At 33.1% G+C, this 20,038-nt stretch carries 17 protein-coding genes; 3 read left to right on the plus strand and 14 right to left on the minus strand.

Translation table 11 applies throughout. The features are described from left to right. Positions 1-136: 136 nt before the first annotated feature. A complete protein-coding gene (locus tag RT228_RS00615; RefSeq protein WP_058699333.1) occupies positions 137-1,378 on the plus strand; it encodes an ABC transporter permease in 1,242 nt (413 codons plus the stop codon). A gap of 289 nt (positions 1,379-1,667) precedes the next feature. On the opposite strand, the gene RT228_RS00620 is transcribed toward RT228_RS00615, so the two are convergent. Next, positions 1,668-2,363 (minus strand): pseudouridine synthase, encoded by a 696-nt coding sequence (locus RT228_RS00620; RefSeq protein ID WP_058699332.1) that lies wholly within the window; start codon positions 2,361-2,363, stop codon positions 1,668-1,670. 179 nt (positions 2,364-2,542) lie between these two features. Between RT228_RS00620 and yiaA the strand changes: the two genes are divergently transcribed. Further along, positions 2,543-3,025 carry an inner membrane protein YiaA gene (yiaA, locus tag RT228_RS00625; protein WP_006263070.1) on the plus strand — a complete coding sequence of 161 codons (483 nt, stop codon included), beginning with the start codon at positions 2,543-2,545 and terminating at the stop codon, positions 3,023-3,025. Between the two features lie 77 nt (positions 3,026-3,102). Here the strand turns inward: yiaA and RT228_RS00630 are convergent, their stop codons facing one another. From RT228_RS00630 to RT228_RS00655, 6 genes are read right to left on the minus strand one after another with little or no spacing between them, the layout of a single operon-like run. Continuing rightward, positions 3,103-5,760, minus strand: a complete 2,658-nt coding sequence (locus RT228_RS00630) for a TonB-dependent receptor (RefSeq protein ID WP_058699331.1) — start codon at positions 5,758-5,760, stop codon at positions 3,103-3,105. 26 nt (positions 5,761-5,786) lie between these two features. Further along, on the minus strand, positions 5,787-6,572 hold the full coding sequence (locus RT228_RS00635; RefSeq protein WP_006266511.1) for a GLPGLI family protein: 786 nt from the start codon (positions 6,570-6,572) through the stop codon (positions 5,787-5,789). A 4-nt stretch (positions 6,573-6,576) separates the two neighbouring features. Continuing rightward, positions 6,577-7,383 carry a GLPGLI family protein gene (locus RT228_RS00640; RefSeq protein WP_006263067.1) on the minus strand — a complete coding sequence of 269 codons (807 nt, stop codon included), beginning with the start codon at positions 7,381-7,383 and terminating at the stop codon, positions 6,577-6,579. 4 nt (positions 7,384-7,387) lie between these two features. After that, the gene (locus tag RT228_RS00645) at positions 7,388-8,194 is read right to left on the minus strand and encodes a GLPGLI family protein (protein ID WP_006266510.1); all 807 of its coding nucleotides are present in this window, start codon (positions 8,192-8,194) and stop codon (positions 7,388-7,390) included. A gap of 17 nt (positions 8,195-8,211) precedes the next feature. After that, on the minus strand, positions 8,212-9,060 hold the full coding sequence (locus tag RT228_RS00650; RefSeq protein ID WP_006266509.1) for a GLPGLI family protein: 849 nt from the start codon (positions 9,058-9,060) through the stop codon (positions 8,212-8,214). A gap of 37 nt (positions 9,061-9,097) precedes the next feature. Next, the gene (locus tag RT228_RS00655) at positions 9,098-9,946 is read right to left on the minus strand and encodes a GLPGLI family protein (RefSeq protein WP_006266508.1); all 849 of its coding nucleotides are present in this window, start codon (positions 9,944-9,946) and stop codon (positions 9,098-9,100) included. Between the two features lie 393 nt (positions 9,947-10,339). Between RT228_RS00655 and RT228_RS00660 the strand changes: the two genes are divergently transcribed. Then, the gene (locus RT228_RS00660; protein WP_058699330.1) at positions 10,340-11,758 is read left to right on the plus strand and encodes an MATE family efflux transporter; all 1,419 of its coding nucleotides are present in this window, start codon (positions 10,340-10,342) and stop codon (positions 11,756-11,758) included. A 37-nt stretch (positions 11,759-11,795) separates the two neighbouring features. Here RT228_RS00660 and RT228_RS00665 read toward each other — a convergent pair whose 3' ends face one another. The 7 genes from RT228_RS00665 to serC form a co-directional block, all read right to left on the minus strand. Then, positions 11,796-12,263, minus strand: a complete 468-nt coding sequence (locus RT228_RS00665) for a GNAT family N-acetyltransferase (protein ID WP_006256950.1) — start codon at positions 12,261-12,263, stop codon at positions 11,796-11,798. Between the two features lie 132 nt (positions 12,264-12,395). Continuing rightward, the gene (locus RT228_RS00670) at positions 12,396-13,106 is read right to left on the minus strand and encodes a CPBP family glutamic-type intramembrane protease (RefSeq protein ID WP_006256951.1); all 711 of its coding nucleotides are present in this window, start codon (positions 13,104-13,106) and stop codon (positions 12,396-12,398) included. 142 nt (positions 13,107-13,248) lie between these two features. Continuing rightward, on the minus strand, positions 13,249-14,466 hold the full coding sequence (locus RT228_RS00675) for a DUF4374 domain-containing protein (protein WP_058699329.1): 1,218 nt from the start codon (positions 14,464-14,466) through the stop codon (positions 13,249-13,251). 20 nt (positions 14,467-14,486) lie between these two features. Next, complete coding sequence (locus tag RT228_RS00680; protein WP_006263060.1) at positions 14,487-16,847, minus strand: TonB-dependent receptor; 2,361 nt, start codon at positions 16,845-16,847, stop codon at positions 14,487-14,489. Between the two features lie 371 nt (positions 16,848-17,218). Further along, on the minus strand, positions 17,219-17,695 hold the full coding sequence (locus RT228_RS00685; RefSeq protein WP_006256954.1) for a hypothetical protein: 477 nt from the start codon (positions 17,693-17,695) through the stop codon (positions 17,219-17,221). Positions 17,696-17,727: 32 nt separating this feature from the next. Continuing rightward, positions 17,728-18,678 carry an NAD(P)-dependent oxidoreductase gene (locus RT228_RS00690; RefSeq protein WP_006256955.1) on the minus strand — a complete coding sequence of 317 codons (951 nt, stop codon included), beginning with the start codon at positions 18,676-18,678 and terminating at the stop codon, positions 17,728-17,730. 20 nt (positions 18,679-18,698) lie between these two features. Beyond that, a complete protein-coding gene (gene serC / locus RT228_RS00695; RefSeq protein ID WP_058699328.1) occupies positions 18,699-19,766 on the minus strand; it encodes a 3-phosphoserine/phosphohydroxythreonine transaminase in 1,068 nt (355 codons plus the stop codon). Between the last annotated feature and the right edge of the window lie 272 nt (positions 19,767-20,038).

Below are 20,038 nucleotides of genomic sequence, written 5' to 3' on the forward strand. Positions count from 1 at the left end.
AAAATACTCCTATTGAATCAAAGGGGCAAGTATGAGTATTTGTCACTTATTTTAAGAAAAGAGGATAACTGTGAGGTTTAAACTTTTTTTGTGTATTTTTACTTCTAACAACTATATTAATTACTGCTACTACTATATGTTTAAAATCGGAATCGAAAACATGAGAATCGCCTTGACAAGTATTAAGAGTCAGATACTCCGTACTTGTATCACTGTGTTTATCATAGCGATCGGTATATGGGCATTAGTAGGAATATTAGCTGTAGTCTCTGCTCTACGCAATACAATATTAGATGACTTTGCCTCTATGGGAGCAAATACATTTACGATATTGAGATACGATGTAGCAGACAGAATGGCTAAGAATAAGTCTGTACAAAAAGTTAATCCTGTTATTACCTATAGTGAAGCACAGGCATTTAAAAGAGAGTTTTTGTTTCCTTTCGCTAATGTATCTCTGTCTTTTAACGCTGCCTCGAATATCGAAGTCAAAAATGACTTCATGAAGACAGATCCTGAAATCCCTATTATCGGATGTGATGAGAACTACTTATCGAATAGTGGATTAACTGTCACGGAGGGTAGAAACTTCAGTTATACTGATATTACTAATGATCACTTCGTATGTGTTATCGGTTCTGACTTTTCTAAAAAGATGTTTAAAGATCAGAATCCGATAAGTCAGGTTATCTCTATCCGAGGGTACAAATTTAGAATAATAGGGATGCTGAAAGAGCAAGGAAGTACTTTTGGTCAAAATGAAGACCAACGAATCTTTATCCCGATAAAGATTGCTCGCTCTATATTTAATACTGCACATGGTAACTATGATATCAAAATAGGTCTATTACAAGATAACTTACTTAATCAAGCCATAGATCAGGCTACTATAGACTTTAGAAATATCAGAAAACTAACTCCTGCTCAACCTTCTAATTTTGGTATCGAACGCAGTGATGATTTGATACGCTCTATGATGAAACAGGTGAATATGCTGAATGTAGCAGCCTGGGTAATCGGTCTAATCACAATACTAGGATCGTCTATAGCACTGATGAATATCATGCTCGTATCTGTCACTGAACGTACTCGTGAGATAGGTGTTCGCAAATCTCTAGGTGCTAAAAAGAAAACAATAGCAATACAGTTCTTTACTGAAACAATCATCATCGGTCAGTTAGGTGGGCTATTAGGCACCTTACTTGGTATCCTAACAGCTTATGCTTTAGCCCAAGTCATGAGCTTTAGTTTTACAGTGCCGTGGACAGCTATCATAGCTGCTTTTACTACTACCTTCGTTGTTGCGATAATATCAGGGCTATACCCTGCGATGAAAGCTGCTAAGCTAGATCCTGTAGAAGCATTGAGATATGAGTAATGTTTTTTTTGTGAAATCGTTTTTTTGTGATGTTGTGATGTTGTGATACTGTTTAGTCTATCATATCTCGCTGTAAAGTCTACTGACTTTGAGCTTTTATAACACTATTATCTTATTTACTGTGACACGCAAAATATTGCGTATTTACTTTATGTTGGGGACGTAATCTCTCAATGCAAAGTCTCCTGACTTTGAGGCTTTATAACACTATTATCTTATTTACTGTGACACGCAAGATATGCGTCTCTACTTTATGTAGTGGACGTAATATACACCGTTAACTGCCAACCTAATAATACTGTTCTAAGTCAAAGCCTAGTACAGCGTTATACTTGCGATACTGCTCATCAATAGTCGCTCTAAGTTCTATGACTTCCTTTGTAACAGGATGTGTAAATTTTAGTTCTAAAGCATGCAATAACATTGCTCCTAATCCATGTCTGTCAAGCCAAAGCTTATTCTGCTTATTACAGCCATGTGGGCGACTCCCTAGAATAGGGTGAAAGATATGTTTAAAATGTTTGCGCAATTGGTGTTGCCTTCCTGTCTCAGGATAAGCTTCTACCAAGGAATAACGAGAAGTCAAGTGCTTACCAAATGGCATTTCTACCTCTACTCTCTGCAAGGTTTTGTAATATGTTTTGGCTTCTTGTACTTGACCATTGTCATTGGTCAAAGCATAATCAATTGTCTCTTCATCTATCGTATATCCTCTCACGATAGCGATATACTTCTTCTCTACACTACGGGTAGCAAAGTCATCATTAAGCTGTTTTAGAATCTCTTTATCCAAAGCAAACAATAATACGCCTGATGTCTTTCTGTCTAAGCGATGTACTGGATAAACATACTGCCCTATCTGATCTCTTAAGATCTGAATAGCATACTCCTGAATATCACTTGCTATAAAAGATTTGTGTACTAATAAATCACGTGGCTTATTAATCGCTACTATATACTCGTCTTGGTAAAGGATTTCTAACATCTGACAAAGATAAAAAAGCAATAAAGACAATCACTAAAAACAACACAACCTTATTAGTATTCATATAAAAAGCACAAACAACAAACAATTAAACAACACAATACATAATAAAATAAAAATACAATATTAAATTTTATAAAAATTTATACATATATTTACTTCTTTAATACAAAAAAAATATGATAGAAGAAGAAAAAACAGAAACAAGAAATACAACATCATCTAGTACTACTAATAGAGTACACTTACAGAGTGACACTATTAATCTAGAGAGATTTAAACCTTCAGCGATATACATATTAGTAGCTTGGATAGCTTTAGGACTTGGAATCACTAGTTATTGCGTAGGTCTGTGGAATGCAGAGATTTTATTAAGTGAGAAAGGTTTTTACTTTACACTTATATTATTTGGGTTATTTGCAGTAGTTGCTTTACAAAAGAGTGTTAGAGATAAGATAGAAGGTGTACCTGTTACCCCTATTTTCTATACGTTAGGGTGGATTGGTACCATGGCAAGTATAACATTACTAACTATTGGACTAATCAATGCAGAAATGACTTTAAGTGAAAAAGGGTTCTATGCTATCTCTTATTTATTATCTCTTTTCGCTGCTGTGAGTGTTCAAAAGAATGTACGTGATTTAGAAAATTTCAATAAATAGTTTTTATAATATCACTTTACCACAAAAGAAAACCTCCAATCTTAATTATTAAAGATTGGAGGTTTTTTATATTCTATTTAAAAATTAAATCGCACTGATACTAAGAATTGTGAAGGTCTTAGTTTAAAGTTAGTTGTTGATGTCTGTATACTATTGATTACTACTTGTTCGTATTCTTTTGTATTCAGGATATTATTCCACTCGAAGTCAAAGTCTATCTTCTTCTTATTCCACTTAAAGCGATACATAACATCCATAAATCGATTAGTAAACTTCTGATTATTAAATACATTTTCTTTATAATCTAGCTTCCAAATAAAACTATGTGATTTAAAAGGGATAAGGTCTATACGCAGATTATGTGAGTTGCCATAAGAATGTGTTGACTGCTTCATATCTTTTCGCTCTGTCTCCATATAATTAAAATCATAAGTAAAGTTTAACCAATCAAAATAATTATTCGTCAATTGTAATCCATAATTATAGTTATAGGTATTCACATCTCTTAGATACTCATTTACTAATATCTCTGACTTACCTTTATTAACTGAGAAACTTCCTTTAATATTAGAGCTATACTCACTAAAGAACTTACCTAGGTTAATATTAGCACTTTGATTATTTGAAATGTTCTTTTGCTCTAAAGCTTCTAAAACAGACTGTCCATTCTCATCAATTGTCTGTGATAATATAATCTTTCTCTCTTGGTAGTTATTATTTAAAGACCCATTAAAGAATATTCCATTAAAAGGATTTTTAAACTCAAACCTAAACCAAGAAAAAATACTCTGTGTGTCTTCTATCTTCGCCTTATATGCTGTAAAGTTTAGTCCACTAAAAATATAGTGACTGTACAGTTGGTCAAGAGGGGTATAACTAGTACTCAAGTTACTTCCTCCTCTTAATGTCCACATATTATTAATCTTATATGACAGGTATAATGATGGTGAGAAATCTACTGCATTCTTTGTAGTCTTCGTATCTATAGACTTATCATCTAACTTCATAGATGACCATATAATAGGCACAGTAAATGTCATATCCCATGACACTCCCTTAAAATTAACACTAGAATTTAAACGATTTACAAATCTATTGTAAGTCAAATCATTCTGATAATTATCCCCTAGCCAAACAGACTGAGTATTATATCCGTATAAGTCTGTCTCAAAACGCTTATTCTCATACAATAAACTATACTCTTCTGTAAAAGTCCACTTTCTGTACTTCCACGAAAGTGATAAAGCATTCTGTGTATAGAAAGTATTGTCTAAGAATGACTGATTTAATAAATCGTATTTCTTCAAATCTTGATCTGGGAAGTTCACATTGCCATTCGCTACCACATCATAATCTTGTTTATCTCTTGTAAAGTCAATAATAGACTTAAAGTTAGCAAACTTATTACTACCTACTGGTACTAGGGTACTCAATGAATTCTGTAAGCTAAAAGAAGGAGATAATACACTCTGATTAATAGGATCGTTATTCTGTAATAATAGTCCTCTTTCTTTATTTCTACTTACATTAATCGTTATATAATCTTTTAAGTAATTGTCTTTTGTATTCTTCGTAATCGTAAACTTAGAGTTAAATGCTTCTTTAAAGTATCTGTTCTCATCTTTTCTACTATATCTAATTACATCACTGACATTGCCATTTGCGTCTAAGTTTCTAATCTCTGTAGATTGTGCTCCTGATTGCTTAACCTCATCATTGTTATAAAAAGCATTCGTATTCATCTCTATCTTATCTGTAAACTTCACTAAGAAGTTAGCAGAAACATAATGAGATCTATTGTCTAAATAACGTGATTTAGCAATACCAGGAGCAGACGTTGTACTCATAGACAGCGCCTGGCCTGTACTCTTCGTATAATTATAAACATCAAAAGAACCAAAAGAGCCAAATGCTCTAAATTTATTAGTAAGGTCTTCTCCTGTATTATTAGTATCATAACTTACTAAGTACTGTAATCCTTTACTAAAAAACATCGGAGATATAGTACTATTCCATAAAAAGGGATCACCACCTACTCCTATCTTAGCACTACCACTTAAACTTATTTTATTCTTTAATCTAATATTAATAGCAGGACTCTCTGAAGGTACTTTTCCCTCTAGCATCTTAATCGGCTGATGGTTTTCTATTACCTCTAGCTTGCTAACATGAAGATTAGGCAAGGCTTTAGTAATAGCACCATATCTTCCTTGCATCAAGTCTTTCCCTTCTACATAAAACTTATTTAGAGGCTTACCTTGATATTCTATTTCTCCATTACTCTTCACCTCCATTCCTGGCATCTTCTTTATCACATCTTCTAGTACTCTATCATTCTTCCCTGCAAATTTGCTAAGATCAAATACTAGAGTATCATTGTGTTGAGTAATAGGAGAAGCTTTAACGAATATTTCTTCTAATTGTGTAAACTCATCTACTAACTGAATTTGAATATCCTGAGACTTATTCTCAATCACTTTTTCAAATACACTGTAGTTCACTATAGATGCCTTGATCTTTAATGTTGTTAGAGAAGACTTGATAGGTATCTGATAAGTCCCTTTGCTATCCGTCATCTCATAAGCTATTACAGCATTAGTCTCTGGATTAAGTATAGAAACAATTACATTAGATAATGCTTGTTTATTCTCACCATTTACTTTTCCCTTCAGAACTACTTGTGCCTGTAAAGGCAAGGCTACTATAAAGAAAAGTATATATATTACATATTTCATCGTTAATAAGGTCGTTTGGTTAATTACTAATAAAGCTCTATAGGATTAGGCTCTTTGCCAAATTTCTTAGTCATAAAATCAGAAGGTTCTTTGTCATCATTCATTAACTTTCCTCCTATTTCTTGTATGAGTTGCATATAAGTTTTATTGGCGTTTAATGTTTTTAATCGATTTAATTGTTTACCTGTTACTTCCTTGAAAAAATCTAATTCCTTTAATTCAACCCAGTAATTATGTACTCTTGTTCCCTCTATAAATTCAAACATATAATCTTGATTGCTATCCTCTGCTTTTACTACAAAACCTGGCAGATTTTTAAACTTATAAGGTCCTTCTATTATAGGTACCTCAGTAGTAAACCATACTGTCCAATTACGTCCACTTAGTTCTCCAGTTGCCTTCTGTACTTTCATACCATGATACTCTTCTATCTCACTTGAGATAGTCCATTGAATAAGATTAAGAGGCTGTTTTACTTTATAAGCTTCTAGCGAATTAATCATCTCATAAAGAATAATGCTACCTGAGTCTTTAGAAACCATCCAAGGCACTTGAGAATTTTGAATATCTATTTCTATCTCTTCTAATTCAGCAACAAATTCTTGGTAAGTAAACTCATCATAGAACATAGAATTACTCCCGTCTATATCCAGATAGAACTTCTCTGTGATAGGAAGACTATCAGGCATTACTTTTACATCATAAGGCTTAAAAGTCAATGAGTACTCATAACGCATAAAGTCTTTTTTCTCTTGAGCCATACTATGAATAGATAATAAAAATAGTACAACACATCCTATTAAATACTTCATAACCTTACTTTTTTAACCATTCAAGGTAATTACTACTATTTCCCACTTTCTTATTTAGCATCTGTTGATTCTCAACAGTATCTTCAAAATAAACAATCATACCTTGACTATCTAAATTCTGCTTAACTGTCATATTCGCCTTAACCTCTCTTAGCTTGACTAACTCACTAGTTTTATACAATCCAGCCTGTTTATATTCGTTGAAGTCTACTGGTATTTCTACTTTCTCACTCTTTCTGAACTCAAAAACATAATCTTCCTTATCATCCTGTGCTTTGACTACAAATCCAGGCAAGTTCTTAAACTTATATGGCCCTTCTATGATAGGAATTTCAGAAGTAAACCATACTGTCCAATTACGCCCATTCAGTTCACCTATAGCTTTCTGTACCTTCATACCTTCAAACTCCTCTACAGTATCATCTATATTCCATTTGACCTGATTAACTGGACTTTCTATCTTCAACATAGTACCACTCACATTCTGTACATAAAATAGTTTATTAGCTTCCTTTACTAATACCGCTTCAAGCCGTGTCTGTTCACCAGCCATACTAAACGACTTACCTATTAGTCCGCTATTCTCTTTTTTAGCTAAACGTTCTACCCTAGTAGCATATCCTTTAGAATAAAAACGAGAAGAAGTATCCCATACATCTAAGAATACAGACTCTGTAAACATTTCGTCTGACTTAATAGATGGTTTAAACGTTGCCTCATATTCATATCGCATGACCTCTATTTTCTCCTGAGCTACTACTCCTAAAACAGTTAAAACAGTAACTGTAATACTAAATAAATACTTCTTCATAACCTTACTTTTTTAACCATTCAAGATAGTTCGTATCATCTCCCCTCTTTCGATTCATCTCCTGTTGATTTTCTATTGTATCAGGTTCATCAAAAATTATTCTTTGAGCTGCCAAACCTTGTTTTATAGTCATATTAGCTTTAACCTCTCTTATCTTTATTAACTCAGTAGTTTTGTAAAGCCCTGCTATTTCGTATTCGTTGAAATCTACTGATATTTGGGCTTTCTCACTTTTTCTAAATTCAAAAGTATAGTCTGCTTTATCATCCTGTGCTTTGACTACAAACCCAGGCAGGTTCTTAAACTTATAAGGCCCTTCTATAATAGGTATTTCAGAAGTGAACCATACTGTCCATATACGTCCATTTAATTCTCCTATTGCTTTCTGTACTTTCATCCCTTCATACACCTCTATATCCTCAGAAATACTCCATTTGACCTCATTAAGTGGGCTTTCTATTTTAAGTAATGTACCAGTTAACATCTGTAAATAGAATAGCTTATTACTTTCTTTTACCAATACTGCCTCAAACTCAGTTCGTTCATTAGGCATACTAACAGACTTACCTATTAGCCCCCTATTCTTAGGATTAGCTAAGCTTTCTACCCTAGTAGCATATCCTTTAGAATAAAAACGAGAAGAAGTATCCCATACATCTAAGAATACAGACTCTGTAAACATTTCGTCTGACTTAATAGATGGTTTAAACGTTGCCTCATACTCATATCTCATGACCTCTATTTTCTCCTGAGCTACTGCTCCTAAAACAGTTAAAACAGTAACTGTAATACTAAATAAATACTTCTTCATTACTTAATCACTTTATACTAATAGAACTCTATAGGCTTACTTTCTTTTCCCATCTTCTTATTTAGTTTATCATTGGTTATATCATTACCCTTTTCATCTACTACCTTTACAATAGTTCCTGCTCCTATCTCACTCATCATTTGAGAGAAACTTTTATTAGCATTGACATTCCTAATCTTATCCCATTGTTTCTTATTGACTTTCATGGCATTTTTATGTCTATCCATTAGCCAAAACTCCGCTGTGACTTTTTCACTCTTTAAGAACTCAAACTTATAATCACCTGTACTATCCTCTGCTTTGACTACAAATCCAGGTAAATTCTTAAACTTATAAGGTCCATCTATCAAAGGGATATCTTGAGTAAACCATACTGTCCAAGTACGTCCACTCAGCTCTCCTACCGCTTTCTGTACCTTCATACCATTGTAATCTTCTATATCTCCAGAAATATTCCACTTAATTAAATTACTAGGTTCTTCTACATTATACGTTTCTATTCCTGAATTTTCATAAGTATTTAAGTTTGCTTGATCCTTATAGATAATCCAATTTACTTTACTTCTAAATTGACCTAAAGCTTGGAAACGCGCTGTATGATCTGCTGTTTTTTTAGCTCCTGTAGTGTACTCTATAAGTGTTTCTTCTCTTTTAATATTTCCTTCACTAGCAAATCTAGATTCGCTATTCTGCACATCTAGATATACTATTTCAGTTGCACTATTAGAAGTATTAATATCATCAGTCGTTTTGGCTAAGGGCATGGTCATCTGATACTCATATCGCATTACCTCAATTTTCTCTTGAGCTAATCCACTTATACTAGTTATAAACGCGACTATACTTATCACTAACAATTTCTTCATAATCCATTGATTTTATTACACTTGTACAGTAAACATACTAATAGAACTCTATAGGCTTACTTTCTTTTCCCATCTTCTTTTTAGTCATCTCATCGGTTATATCCTTCCCTTTTTCATCTACCATTTTAAAAGTCGCCGTACCTCCTCTTTCGTTCATAATCTGAGAGAAACTTTTATTAGCATTAATATTTCTAATCTTATCCCATTGTTTCTTATCTATTTTCATCGCCTTCTCTTGTCTATTTGATAACCAAAAATCAGTAGTAGCTCTCTCACTCTTTAAGAACTCAAACTTGTAGTCTCCTGTACTATCCTCTGCTTTGACTACAAATCCAGGTAGATTCTTAAACTTATACGGTCCGTCTATCAATGGGATATCTTGAGTAAACCACACAGTCCAAGTACGTCCGCTCAACTCACCTATTGCTTTCTGTACTTTCATCCCATTGTAATCTTCTATATCTCCAGAGATACTCCATTTCACTAGATCATTAGTTTCTCCAACATTATACGATTCTATACCAGAAGAAGCATAAGTGTTTAATTCTGCTCCATTTTTATATACTGCCCATTTTACTCTACTCTTAAATTGACTTAAAGCTTGCATACGCACAGCAAAATCTGCATCTTTCTTAGCCCCAGTAGAATATTCCATCAAAGTCTCTTCTCTTCTAATATTTCCTTCACTAGCAAATCTAGACTCACCTCCCTTAACATCTAAATAAATAATTTCAGTACTACTCTGAAGAGCTTCTTCATCTCCAGTAGCGGTAGTTGCTGGTAGTGTTAGTTGATACTCATACCTCATTACATCTATTTTCTCCTGTGCATTAGCTAACATCACACTACATAATGCTGCTACTGTTAGATACATCCTTTTAATCATATACTATAGTTATTTATGGTTTATACTAATTATGATTTAAATTATTTAACATCTATATTATTTTCAGATCGGCCATATTAAATAAATATAACACTAATAATTAAAAATTAATAAATATATTCAAATCATTAACAACAAAAACTAACTTATCATCACTAATAAATAGTTATCCAAACTAACAACTATTTAATTAGTTTTACAACTAATTAAATAGTTTAAATATAAAAAATTATCTAAATCAAAATAACACCCTTATTTTCAATTACTTAAAAAACATAAATAACAGAGTCTATTTATAAATACCATTGGAATAAAAAAGGTACTAACCTATATCTTAATTACATAATCAACTTATCTTTGAGCCCTTAAATACCCTTAGACAATTCATTAAATATGTCAACAACAACATTTAAATCAAAAAACAATATATTTTCTTTAATCAAGCAATCCTTTTCTAATGAAAACTTTGACTTGACTAATATGTCCATTAATAAAGCTGTTTTTCTACTAGCTATTCCTATGATGTTTGAGATGCTAATGGAGTCAGTGTTTGCTTTAGTTGACTTATATTTTGTTGGTCATTTAAAAGAGAGTGCCTACGCTATACAAAGTGTCGGGCTGACAGAGTCTCTACTATCTATTATTTACGCTATATGTATAGGGATTAGTATGGCTGCCACAGCTATCGTAGCAAGGCGTATAGGTGAAAAAGATAAAGAAAAGGCAGCGCAAAATGCAGCACAAGCCATCACACTTTCAATATTAATCACTATTGTATTAAGTGTACTTGGTTTTATTTATGCAAAAGATTGGTTACTGTGGATGGGAGCATCAGAAGCTTCAGCAGAATATGGATACGGATATACCAGAATCTTATTAGTCAGCTGTGTATCCATCATGCTCTTATTCCTTATTAATGGAATATTTAGAGGCGCAGGTAATGCGGCCATAGCCATGAAAAGTCTTGGTTTTGGTAATATCATCAATATCATCCTATGCCCTATTATGGTTAGAGGATGGTGGATATTTCCAGAAATGGGATTAGAAGGAGCTGCTTACTCTACAGCTATAGGACGTAGTATGGGGGTAGTGTATCAGTTGTATTATCTGTCTAAAAAAGATTCACTTATCCAGTTAAAACTAAAGTACTTCAAAATACAATGGGATATGACCTGGAATATCATTAAAATCGCAGTACCAGGTATGGTACAGTATATGATATCCACTTGTAGTTGGGTTATTCTTGCACGCATAGTAGCGCAAAGCGGAGGAGAAATAGGTTCTTCAGGTTTCTTGACATGTTTACGCCTTCTTGTATTTTTTATTCTTCCCGCATGGGGATTGAGCAATGCGGCTTCTACTTTAGTTGGTCAAAACTTAGGAGATAACAATCCCGACAGGGCATATAAATCAGTGATTGCAACTTTAAAATACAATGTCTTCTATATGGCTATTGTCACGATTATATTCTTTAGTATGGCCGAAATTTTAGCTTCCTTCTTTACAACTGATGAAGCTATTAAAACAGTCGCTAAAGAAGCAATGTATATAGGAGCTATTGGTTTTATAGCTTATGGAGCAGGAATGACCTTGATGAATGCCTTTAATGGAGCTGGAGATACTGTTACCCCAACAATAATAAATATAGTAGGGTTCTGGTTATTTCAGATACCTTTTGCTTATTTAATGACTTATCATTTTAATTTGGGTTCTACAGGAGCTTTTATCGCTATCCCTTCTGCCGAATTAGTAATTGCTATTCTTGCCTTTATTTTATTTAGGCGAGGTAAATGGAAACAGAAAAAAGTATAATAAAAACGCCTTAACAGATGATATTAAGGCATTTTATCTATTTAGTATATTCTGATGCTTTTCTAATCATATCCACATGTGGAATACCATCTTCTAAATACTCTTCAGAAGAGGCTACAAATCCAAATGAACTATAAAATTTCTTCAAATAACACTGAGCTCCGATCTGAATATCTTGAGCTCCAAACTCCTCTTCTATCTTATCTATAGCATGTTGCATTAAGATACGACCATAACCATCCTTGCGATAGTCTGCGTGGACAGCTACTCTTCCTATAGCTATTTCTGGATAACTAAGCCCAGGAGGGACAATACGAGCGCAAGCAACGACTTGATCTAACTTCGTTGCATAAATGTGTAAACATTTCTTATCCTTACCATCTAATTCAGGATAAGGACAGTTTTGTTCTACCACAAATACATCTGTACGCAAACGCATAATATCATATAATTCACTCACTGTCAACTCATCGAAAGCTTTGGTATGCCAATGGATACTATTCATAACTCAATATTTTAAAGTCTATTATTCAAAGATAAAAATTACAAATTAACATATTGTAATTTTTATTTAAAACACATTAATCATTTATAGTTAAATCCTCTTCACTTAATGTAACCTTCTAAGAATACCTATCTATTTAATAACACCAGTCCCATACAATAATAACATAAGAATAGTATTATAGATTATATGTATCATACAATTATAACCAAAACCAAATCTCATCCGTATATATCCGAGTAGAAGTCCTCCTATGAACTGAGGAAGAAACAACAAAGGGCTATATACCAGTACTTCAGTATTAATCGTATAAAAGTTACTAATATGCATAATCATAAACAAAAATGTGTAACTGTAAAACACATACCCAAAATACTTCTCATGTCTCTCTTTAAGTATCACTATATTATTTCTATGTAGATAAAGATAAGCACACAGTATCACGTAGAATACCCCTCCTACTATGAAGGCTATACTCAGATTAAACCTATACAAGATCCAAAGGCTATATACTAATGTAAGAGGAGTACTTAACAACAAATACCAACTCTTAAACCTTAGAGCTAATCTAAAAGCAACCTCCTCTGCTAAAGGTCCTAATAATACAATAAACAACATAGCTACTAACAGTCCTTTGTCAGCTATAAAATCAAGTAATCTAGCTGTCTTAGGTAATGGAACTATTTTATTAATACTGAATATATAAACTGTTATCACTATTAATGTAAAAACAACTAATACCAAGCTTCTTCTTACTTTCTCTTTCTTGCTAATATCTAATACTTCAGTATGAGGTTGTCGTATATAATGGATAAAATCACTAATGATAACTGATATACTCATTTTATTAAGTCAATAATTTTACAATACAAGATAAACAAAAAAACAGTAATCACGTTTCCGTGATTACTGCTTCAACAACTTATTATACTCTGAATTTGCCTAATTCAAAACACGCTAACTAACTAATTTATTTTAAATGCTACTATTGTACAGACTCTAATTTAGAGATAGCTGTAACGTCATTTGCATTTTCGATTGTAATACCTTTTTTAGCAATACCTGTTGCAACATCAATATTGTATACTTGGAAACGATTTGTTTTCTCTATTGGAGCTACATAGTGTACTGTTTTCTTATCCTTCTCTACATATATCTTTTGTTTATATGGCATTTGTGCATGATCAGCAATAGTGTCTATCCATCTAATAGATTGAGTAGATACATTTACGATTGCTAACTTAGTCACACCAGACCAAGTGCTTTGAATATTCTTATCTACAAAGAAGCTCACTAAGAAATCATTACCTCCAATGTACTCTGCACGAGATAACTTATGTCCTCCTGATGCTTTTTGTACATCAAAGAAGTATCCTTTATCTATTTCATGGTTTTTGATTTTAATAAAAGCAGAAGGGTTCTTAGACTTCTCAGCAGGAGACCATGCATATACAGATCCATCTTCCACTTGTTGAATACCATTCATCCCAAACCAGCTTCCTATTAACCCAGTTCTATCATCTATAATGGTTTTACTAACTTTAAGACTTGGATAATCTACTACTGCAATAAATGTATTGTCTCTATATTTTGTATCTCCTTCTTTTGGCGACACAGAATAAGGAATATATAATTTATCTGTTCCTACCGCAAACACCCCAGTTAAATTACGCCCTCCAGCTTCTTCATCTTTATATTTTAATTTATCAAAATCAACAGCTCCTTTATGAGTCATTTGTTTTAACTCAGTATTTATAGCAAACAGATTTCCTCCTAATGTAGCACTAACTACATCAGTTTTTCCAATATTTCCATAACTACCTATTGTTTCAGTCGCTAGTTTAGTTCCCTCTACTATTTCATTCTTAGCATTTAAACTATAGAATGTCAATGGGCTTTGTCCACTGAATCCATATACAGCAGCCATTAATTGATTGTTTTGTACGAAGAATGAATAAGAATCAGTTTCGATACCATTGTTCTTATCTATTTTTATAACACCTTCTGTTAATGACGATGCGGTTGCTATATATTTTGTTCCTCCTTCTTGTCCTGTCAAGGAGTTAATCACAAATACATAAGAACTAGCTTTTTTACCTTCTTCAGGAGTTGTTGGTTTTTCTGATGATGAGTTGTCATCACTACTACATGATGCTATTAATACAAGTGATAATAGACTTAGTGTTTTTTTTATGATATTCATATTATATTTAATTATGTTTTTTATAAATTATATCTCAGTTTTAAAGTCACTGAACGACTTGGCTTTTGTAAACTGAAGTTGTCATACAATGTCTTATTAGCTAGATTCTTCACCTCTACTGCCACATTATATCTTCCATCACGAATAGCATAATGCAAACTGATATCTTGTGAGAATTGCTCTGGTATATATCTCTTATACTTAGCGATACCAGCACTAGGAGCATATAAATAATATTTCTGTACATACATCATATTATAGTCTAGACGCAAACTATTCTTAGATCCAAATACTTCTTTAAAATTGAATGACACCATCCCATTTCCATATAGATAAGGGATATTAGCCACTCTATCTCTATATAAAGCACTCACTTCCTCAGAATTATTCTCATACTTCATATCATTTAGAATATCTTGATATGTAACATTAGCCATCACAGAGAAGAAATCTTTGTAGCTATATCTTATCTCTCCATCAAATGACTTTACTAAAACTCCTCCGATATTTCTATTTACTTTTTGAGCTGCAGTACCTTGTCCTGTATTAACTTCCTCCTTTATATAATCTTTAGCTTTTCGATATAAGAAATTAGTCTCTACCTTGAATTGGTTTACTTCATTAATAGTAAATCCATATTGAAGTCCTACATTAAAGTTATTACTAGACTCTGGTTTTAGATTATAATTAGAAGCTAAGTTTACCTCATCCCCAAACATCTCATATGCTTCTGGCATACGTATGCTATGTTCAAAAGACCCTTTTACTTGTAAGTCTGGCAGTATATTATAAGCTGTAGCTATTCCATATCCAGTAAAGTTCTGTCTATTGTCTTGTGTGAAGTAAGTCTCGTTATAATAGCGTTCTGAGTAATTATATTGGAAGTACTTCTTTAGAAATGCTATCGCGTTCCACTTTTCATTATGCGTATACTGGTAACTAAAACCTAATATAGCCTTATTAGATTTCTTAGGTAGATTATTATTCTTTAACGTAGCGTCTAATAAATCCTCTCCTTTTCTATTAAATAAAGATAGATTATAGTTTACCGCAAACAGATGATGCTCACTTAGTGCATAATTTGCATTAGCGATTACTGATCCATTATTATTTTTGTACTTAAATCTTCTTCTCTCTATCTCCCCTCCTTCTTTCTTTAAAGTATTTTTTATAATATAATCTCCATCCCAGTTATACAATCTATTCATTGTATCTACAGATTGTTCACTACCTAGATTATAATTAGCATTTACAGAAACATTCAGATTTTCTACTAAGAAATCTTTCTTTGTATAACTAAAACTTGGTAATATTAAGTCCCCTTTAGTAAAACGACCGCCATAGACATCTTCCATTCTATTCCCAGTCTGGATCTGATTGTAATTCTTTCCTAACGTAATCCCAAATAGTAACTCATCAGCATACCACTTATTCACCATACCTCCTTTTAGGACAATTCCTTCATTGTGATAACGATCGTGGAATCGACGAACTCTCTTTGGCGTAAGTACTCCTGTTTCAAAATTGTGAACATCTACATTCACTTTATAATCATTGTCAGAATAGTTTTGATAAGCATTTAATTGAAACTTATATCCTTTATCTGTAGTCATTCCCATATTGACAGATGAACGCACAGTATTAAAAGATCCATAAGAAACTGTGGCGTCTAAATATTTGCTCTTAGTATTCTTAGTGATAATATTTAGAGCACCTCCTAGAGCATCCCCTCCTAAACTAATAGGAACTACCCCTTTATAGATCTCTATGCGTTCTATCATATTTACAGGGATATTGTTTAGTTGGAAAGAAGATCCTACTCCCTCTAATGGAACTCCATCTAAGTAGAATTTGATCTGATTTCCACTAAAGCCGTTTAGAGCAAAATTAAAGTTAGAACCAAGTCCCCCTTCTTCTCGCACACGTACTCCAGCACTTCGGTTTAAAATCTGATTGACATCAGATACTGTATTGGCTAAAGCTTTTACTTCTACAGCGTTGACAGTATAAGCACTTTGCCTTACTTTTTCACTAGCACTCTTAGCTTTAATATTAATTTCACTTAATTGCTGTTGTTGTTCTTTTAATTTTACTGACAGTACTTTAGTAGTTTCTTGATCAAAAGTAATATTGCTTTTAAAAGAGTTGTATCCCATAAAACTAACTTCTATGGTCTCTTTTTTATTTGGAACTTTTAACTCAAAGTTTCCTCTTTCATCAGTCTGAGTAGACTGATTAGATTCGATACCAACAATGGTTGCATAAGCTATTGGTACATTTTTTTCATCTAACACTTTTCCTTTTATAGAATAAGCCAGTTGTTGAGCATGACATAAAAGGTTAAAAGAGAATAAGAACGTAAGTAGTATATATTTTTTCATTTAAGATTGTATTTCTCAAAAGGCAATAAAGAACTTGACACAACACCTTTTGATTACTATGCATTGAATATTTAACTAGTTTATAAATCACATATAAGTGTTTACTTAGACCATAAATATTTAACAGCTATTTAGATATTCCATAATTAACTATGATTAGCAACAAAAAAATAAAAATCTAATAATCAACATATTACCAACAACAATATATTAATTATTATTTAGACTAATTTTATATAAGTGCAAATATATAGTAAAACTTAACATAAAATCAAGTTATGCGAGTATTTATTTTTAATAAATCTAAATAATAAAAAAAGGCGATTATTCATTGTATGAATAATCGCCTCTATATTAATGCGTTATAACGACTAGAACAATCCTTTTAATTTATCGATTGCTCCTCCTAATCCTTCTTTTCCTCCTAGTAAAGACCCTAGCATATCTTGTGCTCCTCCTTGTCCTAGTCCACTTAGGATTGTAGACATATCAAAACCTGATTCTCCTCCTTGTATTTTAGCTACTATAGCTGATACCACTTGCGGTACTACACCATTAGCAAAACTTCCAGCTACACCTTCTGATAAACCTAATTTACCAACTAATCCACTGATAAGGTTACCTATCATACCTGTTACGATAGGATTAGATGCAATATTAGAAGCTTGACCTGATAATAAATTAGTCAATCCACTAATATCTCCAGAGCTAACACTATCCTTTAATCCATTGATAATACTGTCTCCTGTTTCTTTAGTAACTGCACTTGTAAGATCTGACGTGATCCCACCTTTAGCCACTTCACTAGAACTAATCTGTTCTACTAATTTTGTAATTTGCTCTAACATAGTTTTATTTTTTAGATGTATAAAACTACTTATTATTTTCGCAATACTTGCATTTTCTCAAAAATTTCATCCCATATTAACACTTTACTTTCATCAGTAGAAGCATTAATATTAGGAGATAAAGAAAAGGCAGGTTGCATCAATACTTGAATAGCGGGATGAGGCTCCTCTTCGAATCGATCAATCCCAGCAAACAATACCGTTTCAGCATTTACTACATCCACTAAATCTACTTCGTTAATCGCTTCTGGATAAGCACAGTTAATCACTCCTATCAAGTTATGAGCATGACTAAATGCCTCTTTATCTAAGATATACTTTTGATAATGTTTAGTATGAATAGTGACAAAATGAGAATCATGTAATAATCTATGCATATCTGTAGAAGCCAAATCTACTCTAAAGTGTATTCCATTTGGCAATACAAAGTCAGCTTTAATCTCAGGTACTGAGGCATCTGTATACAACACATTCATTCCTAAAGCCAACGCTTTTTGAGCCACCTTCTCTCCTGCTGTATTTAAACCTATAATCCCAAGTGTCTTACCTGCTAATTCAATCCCATTGCTATAAGACTGCTGTAGAGATTTAAAGCTAGCATCGCCTTCTAAAGGCATATTGCGGTTCGACTCTTGTAACAAACGACATCCCGAAAACAAATGTGCAAATACTAACTCTGCAGTAGCATTAGACAATGCTTCTTCTGCCCATATTACCTTAATACCACAACTTTTGATATAATCTATACTATCTAAGTCTATCGAAGTACCTGCAAAAACAATAGCTTTTAGATGGGACATCTCATCTATCATTTTTTTATTCAATAAAGTTCCCTGTTGTAACAACAGAATCTCTATCTCATTCTTACTTGTATAATTAACTAACTGTTCGTGAGCTACACGAACCTCTTTTACTTCAAATCCCAATCCCTCTAAGTCGTTCTTTACTTCTTCTGGGATACCATCATTCGCTAATATTCTCATCTGCGTTATTTGATTCTTTATTAAATCTTTGATTTCATCGTATGTAACACTTCTACTAGAGCATCCACACTCTCTTGTTTCAAGGCATTATACAGAGAAGCGCGATATCCTCCAGCTACTCGATGACCTTTTATATTGGTGATATTCGCCTCCATACACAATGTATCGAAGACCCTTCTCATTGTCTCTTCTTTAAAATCAAAAGTCATATTCATCTTTGATCGATATGCTACATCAGCTAGTCCTACTACATAATCTAACTCATCTATAGCACGATATAGAGTAGCTGCTTTTTGATTATTAATCTTTTCGATAGCCTCTACACCTCCTAAACGTTGTAACCATCTCAAGTTTAATAAACTCGTGTATATAGCAAACACATTAGCTGTGTGATATAAACTACCTTTATCGATATGCTCAGCATAATCCATCATTTGAGGTATCATACGACCTGACTTACCAAGAATACTATCTTTTACTAAAACAACACTTAACCCTGCTGGGCCTATATTCTTTTGTGCTCCAGCATAGATTAGGTCTATTTTATCACAGTCATATACTCTAGAATAAATATCCGAACTCATATCACAGACTATCGGACAGTCTGCCTTAGGCACATCGCTAAACTGCGTACCATATATTGTATTATTAGAAGTATAATGCACATAATCTAGCCCCGAAGGAATAACGATATCTTCTGGGATATAAGCATATTTTCTATCCTTAGAAGTAGCTAATACCTCAACTTGACCGAATGTTTCTGCCTGTGCTATAGCCTTAGAAGACCAATTACCTGTATCGATATATCCTGCTCGTTTCTGCATTAGATTATATGGAACCCTTAAGAATTCCATACTTGCTCCTCCTTGTAAGAATAGAGCTGAATACCCCTTCCCATCTAGTCCCAACAGAGACAGAGCCAAATGCTGTGCTTCTTCTAGTACAGCTATAAACTCCTTACTGCGATGAGAAATCGAAAGTATAGATAATCCACTTCCATTAAAATCCAATACAGCATCTGCAGCTCCTTTATATACCTCATCTGGTAATAGACATGGCCCTGCACAGAAATTATGTACTTTAATCATGTTTTGTTGTTTTTTCTGTGAAACTGTGAATTTGTGAAACTGTGAAATCGTTTTTTTGTAATGTCGTTTTTTTGTGATATCGTGAAATTGTTCAGTCTATAATCCTAAAATTAATCTATCAGTTGGCGCGGATTTGTAATCCGTACCTTGTTCTGTAAACATTTACAGTGACACGCAAAATATTGCGTCTCTACTAATGCTGATGTGGTTTGTAACCTGTGCCTTATATCAGTTGACGCGGATTTGTAATCCGTGCCATGTTCTGTAAACAT

The organism is Myroides sp., assembly GCF_032073645.1.
GTDB lineage: Bacteria > Bacteroidota > Bacteroidia > Flavobacteriales > Flavobacteriaceae > Flavobacterium > Flavobacterium odoratimimum.

Excerpts from the sequence above, each read along its gene's own strand:
- RT228_RS00615 (WP_058699333.1), top strand. The coding sequence starts at position 137 with ATGTTTAAAATCGGAATCGAAAACATGAGAATCGCCTTGACAAGTATT.
- RT228_RS00620 (WP_058699332.1), bottom strand. The coding sequence starts at position 2,363 with ATGTTAGAAATCCTTTACCAAGACGAGTATATAGTAGCGATTAATAAG.
- yiaA (WP_006263070.1), top strand. The coding sequence starts at position 2,543 with ATGATAGAAGAAGAAAAAACAGAAACAAGAAATACAACATCATCTAGT.
- RT228_RS00630 (WP_058699331.1), bottom strand. The coding sequence starts at position 5,760 with ATGAAATATGTAATATATATACTTTTCTTTATAGTAGCCTTGCCTTTA.
- RT228_RS00635 (WP_006266511.1), bottom strand. The coding sequence starts at position 6,572 with ATGAAGTATTTAATAGGATGTGTTGTACTATTTTTATTATCTATTCAT.
- RT228_RS00640 (WP_006263067.1), bottom strand. The coding sequence starts at position 7,383 with ATGAAGAAGTATTTATTTAGTATTACAGTTACTGTTTTAACTGTTTTA.
- RT228_RS00645 (WP_006266510.1), bottom strand. The coding sequence starts at position 8,194 with ATGAAGAAGTATTTATTTAGTATTACAGTTACTGTTTTAACTGTTTTA.
- RT228_RS00650 (WP_006266509.1), bottom strand. The coding sequence starts at position 9,060 with ATGAAGAAATTGTTAGTGATAAGTATAGTCGCGTTTATAACTAGTATA.
- RT228_RS00655 (WP_006266508.1), bottom strand. The coding sequence starts at position 9,946 with ATGATTAAAAGGATGTATCTAACAGTAGCAGCATTATGTAGTGTGATG.
- RT228_RS00660 (WP_058699330.1), top strand. The coding sequence starts at position 10,340 with ATGTCAACAACAACATTTAAATCAAAAAACAATATATTTTCTTTAATC.
- RT228_RS00665 (WP_006256950.1), bottom strand. The coding sequence starts at position 12,263 with ATGAATAGTATCCATTGGCATACCAAAGCTTTCGATGAGTTGACAGTG.
- RT228_RS00670 (WP_006256951.1), bottom strand. The coding sequence starts at position 13,106 with ATGAGTATATCAGTTATCATTAGTGATTTTATCCATTATATACGACAA.
- RT228_RS00675 (WP_058699329.1), bottom strand. The coding sequence starts at position 14,466 with ATGAATATCATAAAAAAAACACTAAGTCTATTATCACTTGTATTAATA.
- RT228_RS00680 (WP_006263060.1), bottom strand. The coding sequence starts at position 16,847 with ATGAAAAAATATATACTACTTACGTTCTTATTCTCTTTTAACCTTTTA.
- RT228_RS00685 (WP_006256954.1), bottom strand. The coding sequence starts at position 17,695 with ATGTTAGAGCAAATTACAAAATTAGTAGAACAGATTAGTTCTAGTGAA.
- RT228_RS00690 (WP_006256955.1), bottom strand. The coding sequence starts at position 18,678 with ATGAGAATATTAGCGAATGATGGTATCCCAGAAGAAGTAAAGAACGAC.
- serC (WP_058699328.1), bottom strand. The coding sequence starts at position 19,766 with ATGATTAAAGTACATAATTTCTGTGCAGGGCCATGTCTATTACCAGAT.